Here is a 14378-nt window from a genome sequence, read left to right as displayed (position 1 = left end):
CCCGCGCGAACAGGGACTATTTATGTCGTTTTTACTGACGTTACCTGCCATGTGAGGGCAAATACGCCCCCTGCTGGCCCCTTGACGATGCAAGGCTCATATAGCACCGGGGACCACACTGCACACTTGGGCGAATGCACATCAGCTGGCTCGCCCTGTCAGGTGTCCCGCTTGCGTGGGCTCTGTTTATCCAGCTCGTGGAGATAATCGAGCTTCTGGGCGATCTGCTTCTCGAGACCGCGATCCGTGGGCTGGTAGTACTGCTTGCCAGCCAATTCCGGCGGGAAATAGCTCTCGCCGGCGGCATAAGCACCCGGCTCGTCGTGGGCATAGCGATACTCGGCGCCATAGCCCAGATCGCTCATCAGCTTGGTGGGTGCGTTGCGAAGGTGCGGCGGCACCTCGAAATCGGGCAGGTTTTTGGCGTCGTTAAGCGCTGCTTTCCAGGCGGTGTAGACCGCATTGCTCTTGGGGGCGCAGGCAAGATAGACGATGGCCTGGGCGATGGCCCGCTCCCCTTCGGCCGGACCGATGCGGTGGAAGCAATCCCAGGCCGATAACGCCACCTGCATGGCACGCGGATCGGCATTGCCCACATCTTCCGAGGCAATCGCCAGCAAGCGGCGGGCGATGTAGAGGGGATCGCAACCTGCGCTCACCATGCGGGCATACCAGTAGAGCGCCGCATCGGGGGCCGAGCCGCGAATGGACTTGTGCACCGCCGAGATGAGGTCGTAGAAGTGATCGCCGCCCTTGTCAAAGCGCGCCACATGCTCACCCACCACGGCGGCGAGCAAGGCGCTGTCGATCACCCTCTCCCCTGCCCCATTGGTCTCGGCCATGTCGGCCAGCAGCTCCAGATAGTTGAGGGATTTGCGCCCGTCACCATCCACGGCTTTGGCAAGCGCCTCCTTCACTCCGGGGGCAAAGGTGAGTGCCGGATCATTGAGACCGCGGGAGTCTGTCATTGCCTGATCGATCATGGCGAGGATGTCGTCCTCTTCCAGTCGCTTGAGCAGATAGACCCGGGCCCGGGAGAGCAGTGCGTTGTTGAGTTCGAACGAGGGGTTTTCGGTGGTGGCACCGATAAAGGTGATGGTGCCATCTTCGATGTGGGGCAGGAACACATCCTGCTGGCTCTTGTTGAAGCGGTGCACCTCATCGACGAACAATATGGTACGCACCCCGCGCCAGCTGTTCTCCTTCGCCTTGTCGATGGCGGCGCGGATCTCCTTGATGCCGGAGGTCACCGCAGAGAGTCGCTCCACCTCCGCCTGACAATAGTGCGCCATCAGTTCCGCCAGGGTGGTCTTGCCGGTACCGGGCGGCCCCCACAAAATCATCGAGTGGCAGTGACCGGCCAGGATCGCTTTGCGCAGGGGCTTGTCAGGCCCCAGGATATGCTGCTGACCTATGTACTGGTCGAGGTCTTGCGGCCGCATCCGGGCCGCCAGCGGACGAAAGTCCGACGAAAAATCCAGCGATAAATTGCTCATCTGCATTGACCATCCAGCGTCATGCCGACCGCCAGTGGAGGACAGTACGACGATAGATCCAAAGACATCATGCGGGCCGCCAGCAGGTGATGGCCCGACGAGACATCCAAAGAGAAATTGCTCATCAGCGCTGGTCGTCCAGCTCGACCCCCTTCGGGATCTTGAAGACAAATTCGTTGCCCTTGAGCACCGGCTGGCGGTTGAAACTGCTCAGGGTAAATTCGCTCCACTGCCCCTGTGCCTCTTTCACATCGAAACGACTGATGTTGTTCTGCCTGTCGAACGTGACGCGAAAGGAAGCGATCAGCTCATCCTTGTTGCGGCTGGTAACGGTGTAGACATTCCCTTCCTGGGTCACGTCATAGTGCTTCCAGAATTTGTCATCGTTGCCGGCGATCAGGATGAAGGGAGTATTGAGCACCGCATCCTTGAGTTTGAGAGCCGTCACCTGCTCGACGAAGGGGTCATAGACCCAGACGTCCTTGCCATCCGCTACTATCAGGCTCTCGTCCGGCGAGGTGGTATGCCAGTTGAAACGATTCGGGCGCTGCACCAGCAGATCGCCACCGGCCTTTTGCAGCTCTTTGCCCTTGCTGTCGTAAACGGTCTGGGCAAACTTGGCGGAGAATAGGCTCACATCGGCCAGTTTCTGCTTGAGGCTGCTGGCCGCATCCGCCCACACCTGACTGCTGGCAACCAGCAGCACAGACCCTATCAACAGTTGTTTTTTCATCACGCTTTTCATGAAGACGCTCTCGATAAAAGGCCACACCCGGTGAGGGCATGGCCAGGGTAGAGGAAGGGTGAGCCTTAGTCCCGTACCGGCGGCGGTGCCAGCACATCGCGCTGACCATTGCCGCCCGGCGAGCTGACGATACCCTGATTTTCCATCTGCTCGATGAGACGAGCCGCACGGTTGTAACCAATCTTGAACTTGCGCTGCACGCTGGACGTCGAGCCACGGCGCGACTCCACCACAAAGGCCACCGCCTCGTCAAACAGGGGGTCGAGCTCTTCATCGCCACCACCGCCATATTCGCCGCCGCCCTCGCCGCCCGACTCACCGGAGAGGATCTCCTCGATGTAGTTCGGCTCACCGCGCAGTTTCCAGTCCGCCACCACCTTGTGTACCTCGTGATCATCGACGAAGGCGCCATGGACACGGGTGGGGTTGGAGGTACCGGCCGGCATGTAGAGCATGTCGCCCATGCCAAGCAGGGATTCAGCACCGCCCTGATCCAGAATGGTACGCGAGTCTATCTTGCTCGACACCTGGAACGAGATGCGGGTCGGTATGTTGGCCTTGATAAGACCGGTGATCACATCCACAGAGGGACGCTGGGTCGCCAGTATGAGGTGAATACCGGCGGCCCGCGCTTTCTGGGCAATACGGGCGATGAGCTCTTCAACCTTCTTGCCGACAATCATCATCATGTCGGCGAATTCGTCCACCACCACCACTATGTGGGGCAGCTTTTCCAGCTCGGGCGGCATCTGATCCATGGAGTCACCCGGGCGCCACAAGGGATCCCGCATCGGTTCTCCCTCAGCAGCCGCGGCCAATACCTTGTCGTTGTAGCCCTTGAGGTTACGCACCCCGACCGCCGACATCAGCTTGTAACGACGCTCCATCTCGCCCACACACCAGCGCAGGGCGTTGGCAGCATCCTTCATGTCGGTGACCACTTCGGTCAGCAGATGGGGGATCCCTTCGTAGACAGAGAGCTCCAGCATCTTGGGATCGATCATGATGAAACGCAGATCGTCCGGGGACGACTTGTAGAGCATGGAGATGATCATGGTGTTGACCCCCACCGACTTGCCCGAACCGGTCGTACCGGCCACCAGCAAGTGCGGCATCTTGGCCAGATTCACCACCACGGGCTCCCCTGCAATGTCCTGACCGAGCCCCATGGTAAGGGGGTTGCGGCTATCGCGGAAAGCATCGCAATCGAGGGTCTCACGCAGGTAAACGGTCTGGCGCACCCGATTGGGCAACTCGATACCGACGAAAGTCTTGCCCGGGATCACTTCCACCACCCGCACACTGCTGGCGGAGAGGGAGCGGGCCAAGTCCCGCGACAGATTGGTGATCTTGCTCGCCTTCATGCCAGGGGCCAGATCCAGTTCGAAACGGGTGATGACAGGGCCCGGATAGACACCGACCACCTTGGCCTGCACGTTGTAGTCGGCCAGCTTGGCTTCCACCAAACGGCCCATACGATCCAGCTCGTCTTTGCTCATCATCTGGGTCTTGGCGGGCGGTCTGTCCAGCAGCTCGATGCTCGGCAAGGGAGGCATGCTCAGTTGCACACGGCGCTTGGGCTTGCCCGGCGCGGCGGCAACCGGTGCGACCGGCTCATCCTCACCCTCGGCCCAGGGCAGATCGAATTCGTCATCCTCGTCATCTGCCGTGGTCAGGGCCGGCTGGCGACGGGCATTGGCAGCGGCAGCGCGCTTGGGTTTGGCCACGGGTGCCGGCTCGTCATCTTCATCATCAAACTGCGGGTCGAACTGGAAGGTATCGTCATCGAGCTCCGGCAGCCACTCATCGGAGGTTGCCTTCTGGCCCTTGGAGGTACCGTTACCCTTGGGACGACGGGTCCAGCTGGAGTGCGGCTCATCCTCGTCTTCATCATCGAGCTCGAGGGCACCGACGCCCCCTTCCAGCAAGGGATCGGCTCCCTCGTAACGGGGCTGACGCCAGCCACCGGTCAACCAGCGACCCAGTGTGGTGGGGAAGTGGTAGATGGCGCTGACCGAACCGGTACAGGTGGCGCCAATCCGCTCGACTATGGTGAGCCAGGACCAGCCGGTAAACAGTGTGATGCCGGTCGCCACGAAGCAGAGCAGCATCAGATTGGCACCGACGCCGCCAAACAGCGGCACCACGGCGGAGGCGATCACGTCCCCCACCAGGCCACCGGCGGAAAAATTCTGCATGTCATTGAAGTTCATGCTGGCAATGGCGGACATGCCGAGCACGGTCAGCACGAAGCCGACGATGCGCACCGACAGGGTGAGATAGTCCACATCCAGCAGCCGGCTCGGACGCCAGAACAGGCTCCAGCCCAGTAAAACCACCAGGGGGGGAACCAGATAGGAGAAAGCCCCAAAGGTAAACATGGTGATATCGGCGAGCCAGGCCCCCGCGCTGCCGGCGAGGTTCTTCACCTCCCCTTGCCAGGAGGTCTGCGACCAACCGGGATCGGCGGGATGATAGGACAACAGGGCAAGCAAGAGATAGGCAGCCATCAGAGTGATGGCGATCAAGACGGCTTCGAAGATCCGTTGTGTACCTGATAAAGGAGTAAACAGCTTTTTATCGGCCAAACTCCGGCTCCTTTCTGAAAACATATAATGCGGGGGGATAAGGGGGCCTAGTATCCCTGAAAAGCCCACCGATTGTCAGCCAGTGCCTGATGGGCTGGGCCATATTCACAACCAACTCGATAAGAAGAAACGAGCGGACCGGCCGCTCGTTTCTGACTGTCGTGACTTGTCATTAGCCTGGCAAGCCACAGCATAACCCAACTCAACGGGTGCTGATCACCAGACGACTGCTCTGCTTGACCTCTTCCATCACCACATAGGTGCGGGTGTCATTGACGCCGGGTAGTCGCAGCAGGGTTTCCCCCAGCAGGCGGCGGTAGGCCGACATGTCGCTGACGCGGGTCTTGAGCAGATAGTCGAAATCGCCGGAGACCAGATGGCACTCCTGGATCTCTTCAAGCACCTGAACAGCCTTGTTGAACTGTTCAAACACATCCGGCGCACCGCGATTGAGGGTAATTTCCACGAACACCAGCAGAGACGCATCCAGATAATGAGGGTTCAGAATAGCGGCATATCCTTCGATATAACCTTGTCGCTCGAGGCGACGAACCCGTTCCAGACACGGTGTAGGACTCAGGCCAACTCGCTTGGACAACTCAACATTCGAAATCCTGCCATCCTTTTGCAGTTCATTCAGAATGTTGCGGTCAATCCTGTCCAAATCCTTTAGCCGACTCTTAGCTTCCATCATTTTATTCCATCCTTTGGCTATTTTTTGGTAAGAATCACCAGTCATTTTATAATTATGGTCACAAATACTGTCAATACCTGAATATGCTAGGCGCAAATGTTACGTAACCTTGAAGCAACATAAAACACCGGTCGATAGACGAGGGATAGCATGATTATCGGTGTACCTAAAGAAATAAAAAACCATGAATATCGCCTAGACATGGTTCCGGCCAGTGTACGTGAACTGACAGCACGAAACCATACTGTTTTCGTCCAAAGCGGCGCAGGAAGCGGCATTGGCTTGGATGAGGCAGATTATCGCGCTGTCGGTGCCGATATTTTGGTCTCTGAAGCAGCCGTTTTCGCCTAGACCGGATGATCATCCAGACCAGATAACTCCGCACATCAAACATGCCTGACCCGCGGGGAACACCCCCTCTTTAATTCCGTTGTGCCACCTGTTTGCATTGGGTCCCGGGTACTGGCTCTGTCAGTCAATCGCGGCCCCCGCTAAACCATCCGCCCGAAATGACCTGACGCTGCCGCCCATGGCGAAGAAAGTGGCTGAACGCATCTCTATTCATTCGAATAGCCCGCATGCTCCTCTTCAGCCTGACTGTCTTAGTACTCTGCTGACCGTCATCTCGCTGTTGAAATGGTCAAGACAGGGATCAGCTGCGCAATGATGGCACCGGGCGCCACTGCGCCAAGAGTTGTCAACCATGACCATATTGTCCGCATGAAGCCGGGTTCGGCCATCGTCGACATGACACAGATACGGACAAAGACGAGAAGCCCCCTCACCCGTACACATCCGGTTTGCGGCTTCATCAACGAGGCAAGACCCGACAACGCAGCCGAAATACCGGGGGACCAAGGCCATCCCGAGCGAACTCGCAAGCCACGCCCAACATGGCGTCGGCAAACGCACTTCTCTGAGTCAGGATCCGTCCAGAATGGACTCTTTTCACCTCAAAATAAGCATCAGCCTGCACCTATCATCGATTGGCACAATCGACTCACTGACCTTTGACCCCATATCACGAATTACCTACAATCGCGCAAACTCATCACGTCTCGGAAATCACATCATGAGCCAAGTCACTCACAGCAAACTGCTGATCCTGGGGTCAGGCCCGGCCGGTTACACTGCCGCCGTCTACGCAGCCCGCGCCAACCTGAATCCTCTGCTTATCACAGGCATGCAGCAAGGTGGTCAGCTGACCACCACCACAGAGGTGGAAAACTGGCCCGGTGATCCCGAAGGTCTGACCGGTCCAGCCCTGATGGAGCGCATGAAGGCCCATGCGGAGAAGTTCGATACCCGCATCCTGTTTGATCACATCAATGAAGTGGAGCTGACCCAGCGTCCGTTCCGCCTCAAGGGCGACAGCGCCGAATACACCTGCGATGCACTGATCATCGCCACCGGCGCCTCCGCCAAATATTTGGGACTGCCTTCCGAAGAGGCCTTCAAGGGACGCGGCGTCTCCGCCTGCGCTACCTGTGACGGCTTCTTCTATCGCAACCAGGAAGTGGCGGTGATCGGCGGCGGCAATACCGCAGTGGAAGAGGCACTCTATCTTGCCAACATCGCCAAGAAGGTGCACCTCATTCACCGCCGCGATGAGTTTCGCGCCGAGAAGATCCTGATCAAGCGTCTGCACGACAAGGTAGCGAGCGGCAACATAGTGCTGCACACCCACCAGACCCTGGACGAAGTGCTGGGGGATCAGATGGGCGTGACCGGTGTGCGCCTGCGCAGCACGCAGGATGACACCACCACGGATCTGCCGCTGATGGGCGTATTCATCGCTATCGGTCACCAGCCGAATACCCAGATCTTCGAGGGCCAGCTGGCGATGCAAAACGGCTACCTGATCGTCCGTGGCGGGCTGGACGGCTTTGCCACCCAGACCAGCATTGAAGGGGTATTTGCCGCCGGTGACGTGGCCGATCACAACTACCGTCAAGCCATTACGTCTGCCGGCACCGGCTGCATGGCAGCCCTCGATGCCGAGCGATATCTGGACGCGCAATAAGCGCAAGGGATATAAAAGGCATGCCGTGAGGCATGCCTTTTTACGTTAAGGAGCCGGATGAAACAGAAAATATTGATTGTCGAAGATAGCATGACGATCCGTCGCATGTTGATCCAGGCCATCGCGCAGCAAACTGGCCTGGAGATTGATGCCTTCGATACCTTGGAGGGGGCACGTCACTGCCAGGGAGACGAATACGTGGTCGCACTGGTGGATCTCACCCTGCCTGATGCTCCCAGCGGGGAAGCCGTCAAGGTACTGCTGGAACGAGGCTTGCCAGTGGTGATCCTCACCGCCGACATCAGCGAAGACAAGCGGGAGGCCTGGCTGGAAGCAGGGGTGCTGGATTATGTGATGAAAGATTCACGTCACTCCCTGCAATACGCGGTCGGTCTGGTGCATCGCCTCTATCTCAATCAGCAGATTGAAGTGCTGGTCGTCGATGATTCACGCACCTCCCGCCACCGCACCATGGCACAGCTACGCAAGCAGTTGTTGCTGGTCCACGAGGCGAGCCATGCCCGCGAAGCCCTGGCCACCCTTGAGCAGAATCCGGCCATCCGGCTGGTACTGGTCGACTACTATATGCCGGAAATTGACGGCATCAGCCTGGTACGGATGCTGCGAGAGCGCTACAGCAAGCAGCAGCTCGCCATCATAGGGATCTCGGTGTCGGACAAACGGGGCTTGTCTGCTCGCTACCTCAAGCAAGGGGCCAACGACTTTCTCAACCAGCCGTTCGAGCCGGAAGAGTTGCAGTGTCGGGTCAGCCATAACCTGGAGGCGCTTGAGCAGTTCAACAGCATTCAGGAATCCGCCAACCGCGACTACCTGACCGGGCTTTATAACCGGCGCTACTGGTTCAACGAGGGGCAAAAGTGGTTTGAGGAGCATCAACGCCAGCAGACGCCGCTCGCGCTGTGTGTCCTCGATGTGGATCACTTCAAGCAGGTCAACGATCACTGGGGTCATGCCATCGGCGATCAGCTGCTCTGCCACCTCACCCGGTTGCTGACCCAGTTCTTCCCCGATGCCATGATTGCCCGCTTTGGGGGAGAGGAGTTTGCCCTTATGGTGCCCCATTGCACAGTGCCAGTGCTGCTCAAACGGCTGGAGGGACTGCGCCAACAACTGCGTCAGCAACCCTTGTCACGGGAGACGCCGCTGTTCGTTCGCGCCAGTTTCGGGGTGATCAATGTCGGGCGAGTCTCCATGGACGAGGCACTGAGTGAAGCGGATCGCCTGCTCTATCAGGCAAAAAACACAGGTCGCGACAAGATAGTGTCTCAGGGCTCATCTGCATGAGCTAGATGAGTTCCGTGTAGTACCGCCCGACTGGCTCCTGTCAATGGAGACCGTCGGGTTGCTCCCCTTCCCTCTTCCCTGCTTCGCTCGATATGCCTTGCCTCAGTAGGTCTTGTCGACTCGTACCCCATCGTCGAAATAGAGGATGCGCACCTTGTCGCCGTTCATGAATACCATGGCCGGATCATAATCCTGAATGACATTGATGAGCCCGCTCTGCTCGTTGCGAATGAGCAGCTCCACCAGCTTGTTCTCCACCACGGATCCACCTGATTGATAATGCTGCGCGGCAGCGGCCCCTGCCAGTGCCCCCACGGCGGTAGCAATTTCACGGCCATGACCACCACCAAACTGGTTGCCAAGCAGGCCGCCCAAAACGGCGCCGCCCAGGGTTTTCCAGCCGGAATGTTCAGACTCCAGGATCTGGCGCTGGGTGATGTTGCGCACCGTCTCCACCTGGCCAAACACCACCTGATTGACGGGCCGCGCCGTGTTGCGCTCGTAAACCTGGGCCCCGGCGGGCGCAGTGACAAAGCAGAGCAAGCTGGATACTATCAGGATAATGGCCTTCATCTGTGAACCTCTTCGCCTTATGTCTCGCTATCTTACCCAATTGGATGATGCGCTGTGCTGGTTTCCCGACCCCGAGCACGCACTGGATGAACCCAACGGCCTGCTGGCGATCGGCGGGGATCTCTCCCCTGAACGATTGCTGGCAGCTTACCACAAGGGGATCTTCCCGTGGAATGAGCCCCACCAGCCGTTGCTGTGGTGGTCGCCGGATCCCAGAGGGGTCATCATCCCCGAACAGTTGCACATAGGTCGCAGCCTGCGCAAATTTATCCGCCGCACCTCATTCGATATTTCCATCAATCGCGCCTTTAATGAGGTAATAGCGGCCTGCGCCGCCCCCCGTCGCAGCGCCAGTGGAACCTGGATAAGCACGCCCATGATCGACGCCTATCGACAACTTCATCACCTTGGCCATGCCCACTCCGTCGAGATCTGGCAACATGGCCAGTTGCAAGCTGGCCTCTATGGCCTCTCCCTCGGCCGCCTCTTCTGCGGTGAGTCCATGTTCAGCCGCATCGACAACGGCGCCAAGCTGGCCATGGTGGCGCTCTGTCACCACTTCGCCAGCCACGGTGGTGCACTGATCGATTGCCAGATGCAGAATGATTTTCTGGCCACCATGGGGATCCAGGAGTGGCCAAGAGAGACGTTTTTGACGGCGCTGACCAAACTGAGCCGGCAGCCGTTGGCAGATAACTGCTGGCAAGCGGGGAACATCAGCCTATGACAGAAGAAGTGATCCTCAAGGTAGGCCTGACCCCCAAGCATCAATGCAGCTATCTGGGCCATGAACAGGAGCAACTGCTGGTATTGATGGACCACAACCTGCTCAATGCCAGCGGCTATGAGCGATTGCTGACGGCGGGATTTCGGCGCAGCGGAAATGACATCTATCGGCCCCACTGCCCGGCCTGCAGTGCCTGCCAGTCGCTGCGCATTCACAGCGAACGCTTCGTGCCGAGCCGCAGCCAGAAGCGGATCCGGCAGTTGAATCAGGACCTTGAACTGGTGCTCAGCTATGACGACAAGCCCGAGTATTACCAGCTCTACGAGCGCTACATTCGCGAGCGCCACCATGACGGCAGCATGTATCCCCCCAGCCGGACCCAATACAAGGGCTTTTTGCATTGCGACTGGATGCCGCCACTTTACCTCGAAATGCGCAAGGACAACCGGCTGATCGGGGTCGCTACCACGGATCTGCTCCCCCACTCCTTGAGCGCCATGTATACCTTTTTCGATCCGGCTCACGCCGATCGCTCCCTCGGTACCTTTGCCATTCTGAGTCAGCTGGATCTGGCCAAGCGCACAGGTCGCACCTGGTTGTATCTTGGCTATCTGGTGGAGGCGTGCCGCAAGATGAATTACAAGCGCCAATACCTGCCTCACGAGCGGCTGATACAGGGGGAATGGAAAAATATCGACACCAAGCCCGAGTAAACTTTACACATAGCCTTAAATCCGGCATGATCCAGCGGATTTTTGTTGTGGCTTATCAAGAGGATTCAATGGCTAAAGAAGACAGTATTGAGATGCAGGGCACCATTCTCGAAACCCTGCCCAATACCATGTTCCGTGTGGAACTGGAAAATGGTCACGTGGTTATCGCTCATATTTCCGGCAAGATGCGCAAAAACTACATCCGTATCCTGACTGGGGACAAAGTAACGGTAGCTCTGACTCCGTACGATCTCTCCAAGGGACGTATTGTTTTCCGCTCTCGCTAAGCCAGGAATTCAGCAAAAAACCCCAACCTCTCGGCTGGGGTTTTTTGTCGCTTTCTAACTATCAGTGCTTAGTGGGAGACAGCTTCAATATTGACCTGAAAGTCAAAGCTGAGGCTGTCATTTACCAACTCAACCTTCACTACCCCTCCATCAACCAGTGATCCAAACAGGATTTCATTGGCCAGTGGTTTCTTGAGGTGTTCCTGGATGACCCGTCCCATGGGTCTGGCTCCCATGGCCCTGTCATATCCCTTCTCGGCCAACCAGTGGCGGACACCCTCGGACACTTCAAGAGACACGCCCTTGGCATCCAGCTGTACCTGCAACTCGACAATGAACTTGTCGACCACCTGGTGGATCACCTGCATATCCAGATGGTTGAACCAGATGGTGTGATCCAGCCGGTTGCGGAACTCTGGACTGAACGTCTTGTTTATCACCGCCATGGCATCGTGGCTCATATCTTGTTGCTGGAAGCCAATGGACTTGCGTTGGGTCTCCTGCACACCGGCGTTGGTGGTCATCACCAGGATCACGTTACGGAAATCGGCCTTGCGCCCGTTGTTGTCCGTCAGGGTCCCGTTGTCCATTACCTGCAACAGCAGGTTGAACACATCCGGGTGCGCCTTCTCAATCTCGTCCAGCAACACCACCGAGTGAGGATGCTTGAGCACTGAGTCGGTCAGCAAGCCGCCCTGTTCAAAACCGACATAACCGGGAGGGGCACCAATCAAACGTGAGACGGTATGGCGCTCCATGTACTCGGACATATCAAAACGCAGCATTTCCACCCCGAGCGCCTTGCCGAGCTGCTGGGTGACCTCTGTCTTGCCCACTCCGGTCGGGCCGGCAAACAGGAAGCAACCCACTGGGCGGCGTTCATTGCCAAGACCGGAGCGTGACAGCCGGATGGCATCGGTCAACACCTCTATGGCCTTGTCCTGGCCAAACACCACCATCTTGAGATTGCGCTCCAGGTTCTTCAGCACTTCCTTGTCGGAAGAAGAAACAGATTTCTCCGGGATACGGGCAATCTTGGCAACGATGGCTTCGATTTCCGGCACATTGATCACTTTCTTGCGCTTGCTCACCGGCAGCAGCCGCTGCCCTGCCCCGGCCTCGTCGATCACGTCGATAGCCTTGTCAGGCAGATGACGGTCGTTGATATATTTGGCCGAGAGTTCGACCGCAGCACGGATCGCCTTCACGGTATAACGCACGCCGTGGTGCGATTCGTAACGGCTCTTGAGCCCCATCAGAATGCGAGTGGTGTCATCCACACTCGGCTCGACAATATCGATCTTCTGGAAACGACGGGCCAAGGCACGGTCTTTCTCGAAGATCTGGGAGTATTCCTGGTAGGTTGTCGACCCGACACAGCGCAGCAAACCATTGGAGAGCAACGGCTTGATGAGGTTGGCGGCGTCAAGCTGGCCACCCGAAGCCGCACCGGCCCCTATGATGGTGTGGATCTCGTCGATGAAGAGGATGGCCCCTTCTTGGCGCTCAATCTGTTTGAGCAGCACCTTGAGACGCTTCTCGAAGTCACCACGGTATTTGGTGCCCGCCAGCAGGGAGCCCATGTCGAGTGAATAGATAGTGCTGCCGGCAATCACCTCGGGCACATCACCCTTGACGATGCGATAGGCCAGCCCCTCGGCGATGGCTGTCTTGCCTACACCAGCCTCCCCCACCAGCAGCGGGTTGTTCTTGCGGCGACGGCACAGTACCTGAATGGTGCGGCTCAGTTCCTGATCGCGGCCGATGAGCGGGTCGATACGTCCCTCCAGCACCAGCTGATTCAGGTTGGTGGCAAAGCTTTCTATCTGGGCAGCAGAGACATCATCGTCAGACTCGGCATTGTTACTGCTGTTGTCCGGCTTGCTGTCTTTTCGCACTCCGTGGGAGAGGAAATTGACCACGTCCAGCCGGCTTATCTCGGCCTTTTTCAGAAAATAGGCCGCCTGAGATTCCTGCTCACTGAAAATGGCTACCAGCACGTTGGCGCCGTTGACCTCAGTATTGCCGGAGGATTGCACATGGAAGACAGCACGCTGCAACACCCGCTGGAAGCCAAGCGTGGGCTGGGTTTCTCTGTCTTCATCATCGCGGGGAATAAGCGGGGTTGTTTGACCGATGAATGCACTGATCTCTTTGCGCATCAGTTCCACATCAGCACCACACGAACTCAACGCCTCATGGGCTGAGCTGTTATCCAGCAGGGCTAACAACAGGTGCTCGACAGTCATGAATTCGTGGCGCTCGTCACGGGCCAGTTTGAAAGCCTCGTTCAGCGTCTTTTCTAGATCTTTATTCAACATAGGCACCTCCCCTAGTACAGCAACAATGTGGTGTCGTTCTCGCCATCAAGTCATCAGATTCAAGCCTTTTCCATGGTACACAGCAGTGGATGTTCATTGTTACGTGAATAGGTGTTGACCTGGACCACTTTGGTTTCGGCAATCTCGGCGGTAAACGTACCACAGACTCCCTTACCACTATAATGCACACTCAGCATCACTTGGGTAGCCTTGTCCAAATCCATACCAAAGAACTTTTGCAGCACCTCCACCACAAACTCCATCGGTGTGTAGTCGTCGTTGTTCAGGACGACCTTGTACATGGGTGGCGGTTGCAGCTTCGTTTTCTCTGCTTGTGCAATCTCTTCATTAGCAAAGAGTTCTTTCTGCTTGCTCATAGTCGCGCTTCGGTACCTCTAGATTACTACCGTCTAACACAAGATTGTCAATAGACTTGTTAACCAGATCACATCAGTTGTTAACAACTCCTTGACTCGCTCAAAAGTTAGACTAGATTGGTTACTTGCTAATCGGCGCCCGTCTGCTATAGACGTATGCTACTAGTTATAAAGGGCTGGCGCAGGTTACTCAACGACTTCAGGGTAATCAATAAAAGGATGTAGATGTATGGCAACCGGAACAGTCAAGTGGTTTAACAACGCAAAAGGATTTGGGTTTATCTGTCCGGAAGGGGGTGGTGAAGATATCTTCGCCCACTACTCCACGATACAAATGGAAGGTTACAAGACCTTGAAAGCAGGTCAGGCAGTCAACTTCGAACTGCAGCAGGGGCCGAAAGGAAATCACGCCTCTGTCATCGTGCCAAACGAAGCACAGAACATGTAAGAGTCAAACTGGATAAATAAAAAACCCGGCGAACCGCAAGGTTGCCGGGTTTTTTATTTTGAGCTTTGGGTGCGAGCGTGA

14 protein-coding genes and 1 pseudogene are annotated in these 14378 nt (G+C 57.1%); 8 read left to right on the top strand and 7 right to left on the bottom strand.

Annotation, left to right across the window (positions count from 1 at the left end; genetic code table 11):
* Positions 1 to 158: 158 nt before the first annotated feature.
* From AC1P02_RS14735 to lrp, 4 genes are all read right to left on the bottom strand, one after another.
* Positions 159 to 1502, bottom strand: a complete 1344-nt coding sequence (locus tag AC1P02_RS14735) for a replication-associated recombination protein A (protein ID WP_485182547.1) — start codon at positions 1500 to 1502, stop codon at positions 159 to 161.
* Between the two features lie 118 nt (positions 1503 to 1620).
* A complete protein-coding gene (gene lolA / locus AC1P02_RS14730; RefSeq protein ID WP_034523846.1) occupies positions 1621 to 2229 on the bottom strand; it encodes an outer membrane lipoprotein periplasmic chaperone LolA in 609 nt (202 codons plus the stop codon).
* A 77-nt stretch (positions 2230 to 2306) separates the two neighbouring features.
* A complete protein-coding gene (locus AC1P02_RS14725) occupies positions 2307 to 4829 on the bottom strand; it encodes a DNA translocase FtsK (protein ID WP_485182546.1) in 2523 nt (840 codons plus the stop codon).
* A 202-nt stretch (positions 4830 to 5031) separates the two neighbouring features.
* Positions 5032 to 5523: a leucine-responsive transcriptional regulator Lrp gene (gene lrp / locus AC1P02_RS14720; RefSeq protein ID WP_005300047.1), complete on the bottom strand. Its 492-nt coding sequence runs from the start codon at positions 5521 to 5523 to the stop codon at positions 5032 to 5034.
* A 150-nt stretch (positions 5524 to 5673) separates the two neighbouring features.
* Between lrp and AC1P02_RS14715 the strand changes: the two are divergent.
* The 4 genes and pseudogenes from AC1P02_RS14715 to AC1P02_RS14700 form a co-directional block, all read left to right on the top strand.
* Positions 5674 to 5871, top strand: a pseudogene (locus AC1P02_RS14715) (alanine dehydrogenase); the annotation flags it as partial.
* A 288-nt stretch (positions 5872 to 6159) separates the two neighbouring features.
* Positions 6160 to 6537 (top strand): hypothetical protein, encoded by a 378-nt coding sequence (locus tag AC1P02_RS14710; protein ID WP_485182545.1) that lies wholly within the window; start codon positions 6160 to 6162, stop codon positions 6535 to 6537.
* A 58-nt stretch (positions 6538 to 6595) separates the two neighbouring features.
* Positions 6596 to 7546 (top strand): thioredoxin-disulfide reductase, encoded by a 951-nt coding sequence (trxB, locus tag AC1P02_RS14705; protein ID WP_021140586.1) that lies wholly within the window; start codon positions 6596 to 6598, stop codon positions 7544 to 7546.
* Positions 7547 to 7603: 57 nt separating this feature from the next.
* Entirely contained in the window at positions 7604 to 8851 is a 1248-nt protein-coding gene (locus tag AC1P02_RS14700; RefSeq protein WP_125609316.1) for a diguanylate cyclase, read from the top strand.
* Positions 8852 to 8953: 102 nt separating this feature from the next.
* Here the strand turns inward: AC1P02_RS14700 and AC1P02_RS14695 are convergent, their stop codons facing one another.
* A complete protein-coding gene (locus AC1P02_RS14695) occupies positions 8954 to 9424 on the bottom strand; it encodes an outer membrane lipoprotein (protein WP_485182544.1) in 471 nt (156 codons plus the stop codon).
* Between the two features lie 19 nt (positions 9425 to 9443).
* Here AC1P02_RS14695 and aat point away from each other — a divergent pair, with 19 nt between their 5' ends.
* The 3 genes from aat (at position 9444) to infA (ending at position 11151) form a co-directional block, all read left to right on the top strand.
* Positions 9444 to 10151 carry a leucyl/phenylalanyl-tRNA--protein transferase gene (gene aat / locus AC1P02_RS14690; RefSeq protein WP_485182543.1) on the top strand — a complete coding sequence of 236 codons (708 nt, stop codon included), beginning with the start codon at positions 9444 to 9446 and terminating at the stop codon, positions 10149 to 10151.
* A complete protein-coding gene (locus tag AC1P02_RS14685; protein WP_005310729.1) occupies positions 10148 to 10864 on the top strand; it encodes an arginyltransferase in 717 nt (238 codons plus the stop codon). The genes aat and AC1P02_RS14685 overlap by 4 nt, the downstream gene beginning before the upstream one ends.
* A 68-nt stretch (positions 10865 to 10932) precedes the next feature.
* Positions 10933 to 11151, top strand: a complete 219-nt coding sequence (gene infA, locus AC1P02_RS14680; RefSeq protein ID WP_005300033.1) for a translation initiation factor IF-1 — start codon at positions 10933 to 10935, stop codon at positions 11149 to 11151.
* Positions 11152 to 11219: 68 nt separating this feature from the next.
* Here infA and clpA read toward each other — a convergent pair whose 3' ends face one another.
* Entirely contained in the window at positions 11220 to 13472 is a 2253-nt protein-coding gene (gene clpA / locus AC1P02_RS14675; protein WP_485182542.1) for an ATP-dependent Clp protease ATP-binding subunit ClpA, read from the bottom strand.
* 59 nt (positions 13473 to 13531) lie between these two features.
* The gene (gene clpS / locus AC1P02_RS14670; protein WP_005310725.1) at positions 13532 to 13849 is read right to left on the bottom strand and encodes an ATP-dependent Clp protease adapter ClpS; all 318 of its coding nucleotides are present in this window, start codon (positions 13847 to 13849) and stop codon (positions 13532 to 13534) included.
* A 229-nt stretch (positions 13850 to 14078) separates the two neighbouring features.
* Between clpS and cspD the strand changes: the two genes are divergently transcribed.
* Positions 14079 to 14297, top strand: a complete 219-nt coding sequence (gene cspD, locus AC1P02_RS14665) for a cold shock-like protein CspD (RefSeq protein WP_005300025.1) — start codon at positions 14079 to 14081, stop codon at positions 14295 to 14297.
* Positions 14298 to 14378: the final 81 nt, after the last annotated feature.

Source organism: Aeromonas sp. TS_SC_11, from assembly GCF_057318915.1.
The sequence above is the reverse complement of the archived record's forward strand: the minus strand, read 5'-3'. Positions and strand labels throughout refer to the sequence as shown.

Excerpts from the sequence above, each read along its gene's own strand:
- lolA (WP_034523846.1), bottom strand. The coding sequence starts at position 2,229 with ATGAAAAAACAACTGTTGATAGGGTCTGTGCTGCTGGTTGCCAGCAGT.
- AC1P02_RS14710 (WP_485182545.1), top strand. The coding sequence starts at position 6,160 with ATGGTCAAGACAGGGATCAGCTGCGCAATGATGGCACCGGGCGCCACT.
- trxB (WP_021140586.1), top strand. The coding sequence starts at position 6,596 with ATGAGCCAAGTCACTCACAGCAAACTGCTGATCCTGGGGTCAGGCCCG.
- AC1P02_RS14700 (WP_125609316.1), top strand. The coding sequence starts at position 7,604 with ATGAAACAGAAAATATTGATTGTCGAAGATAGCATGACGATCCGTCGC.
- aat (WP_485182543.1), top strand. The coding sequence starts at position 9,444 with ATGTCTCGCTATCTTACCCAATTGGATGATGCGCTGTGCTGGTTTCCC.
- cspD (WP_005300025.1), top strand. The coding sequence starts at position 14,079 with ATGGCAACCGGAACAGTCAAGTGGTTTAACAACGCAAAAGGATTTGGG.
- lrp (WP_005300047.1), bottom strand. The coding sequence starts at position 5,523 with ATGATGGAAGCTAAGAGTCGGCTAAAGGATTTGGACAGGATTGACCGC.
- clpA (WP_485182542.1), bottom strand. The coding sequence starts at position 13,472 with ATGTTGAATAAAGATCTAGAAAAGACGCTGAACGAGGCTTTCAAACTG.
- AC1P02_RS14695 (WP_485182544.1), bottom strand. The coding sequence starts at position 9,424 with ATGAAGGCCATTATCCTGATAGTATCCAGCTTGCTCTGCTTTGTCACT.
- clpS (WP_005310725.1), bottom strand. The coding sequence starts at position 13,849 with ATGAGCAAGCAGAAAGAACTCTTTGCTAATGAAGAGATTGCACAAGCA.
- AC1P02_RS14685 (WP_005310729.1), top strand. The coding sequence starts at position 10,148 with ATGACAGAAGAAGTGATCCTCAAGGTAGGCCTGACCCCCAAGCATCAA.
- AC1P02_RS14735 (WP_485182547.1), bottom strand. The coding sequence starts at position 1,502 with ATGCAGATGAGCAATTTATCGCTGGATTTTTCGTCGGACTTTCGTCCG.
- infA (WP_005300033.1), top strand. The coding sequence starts at position 10,933 with ATGGCTAAAGAAGACAGTATTGAGATGCAGGGCACCATTCTCGAAACC.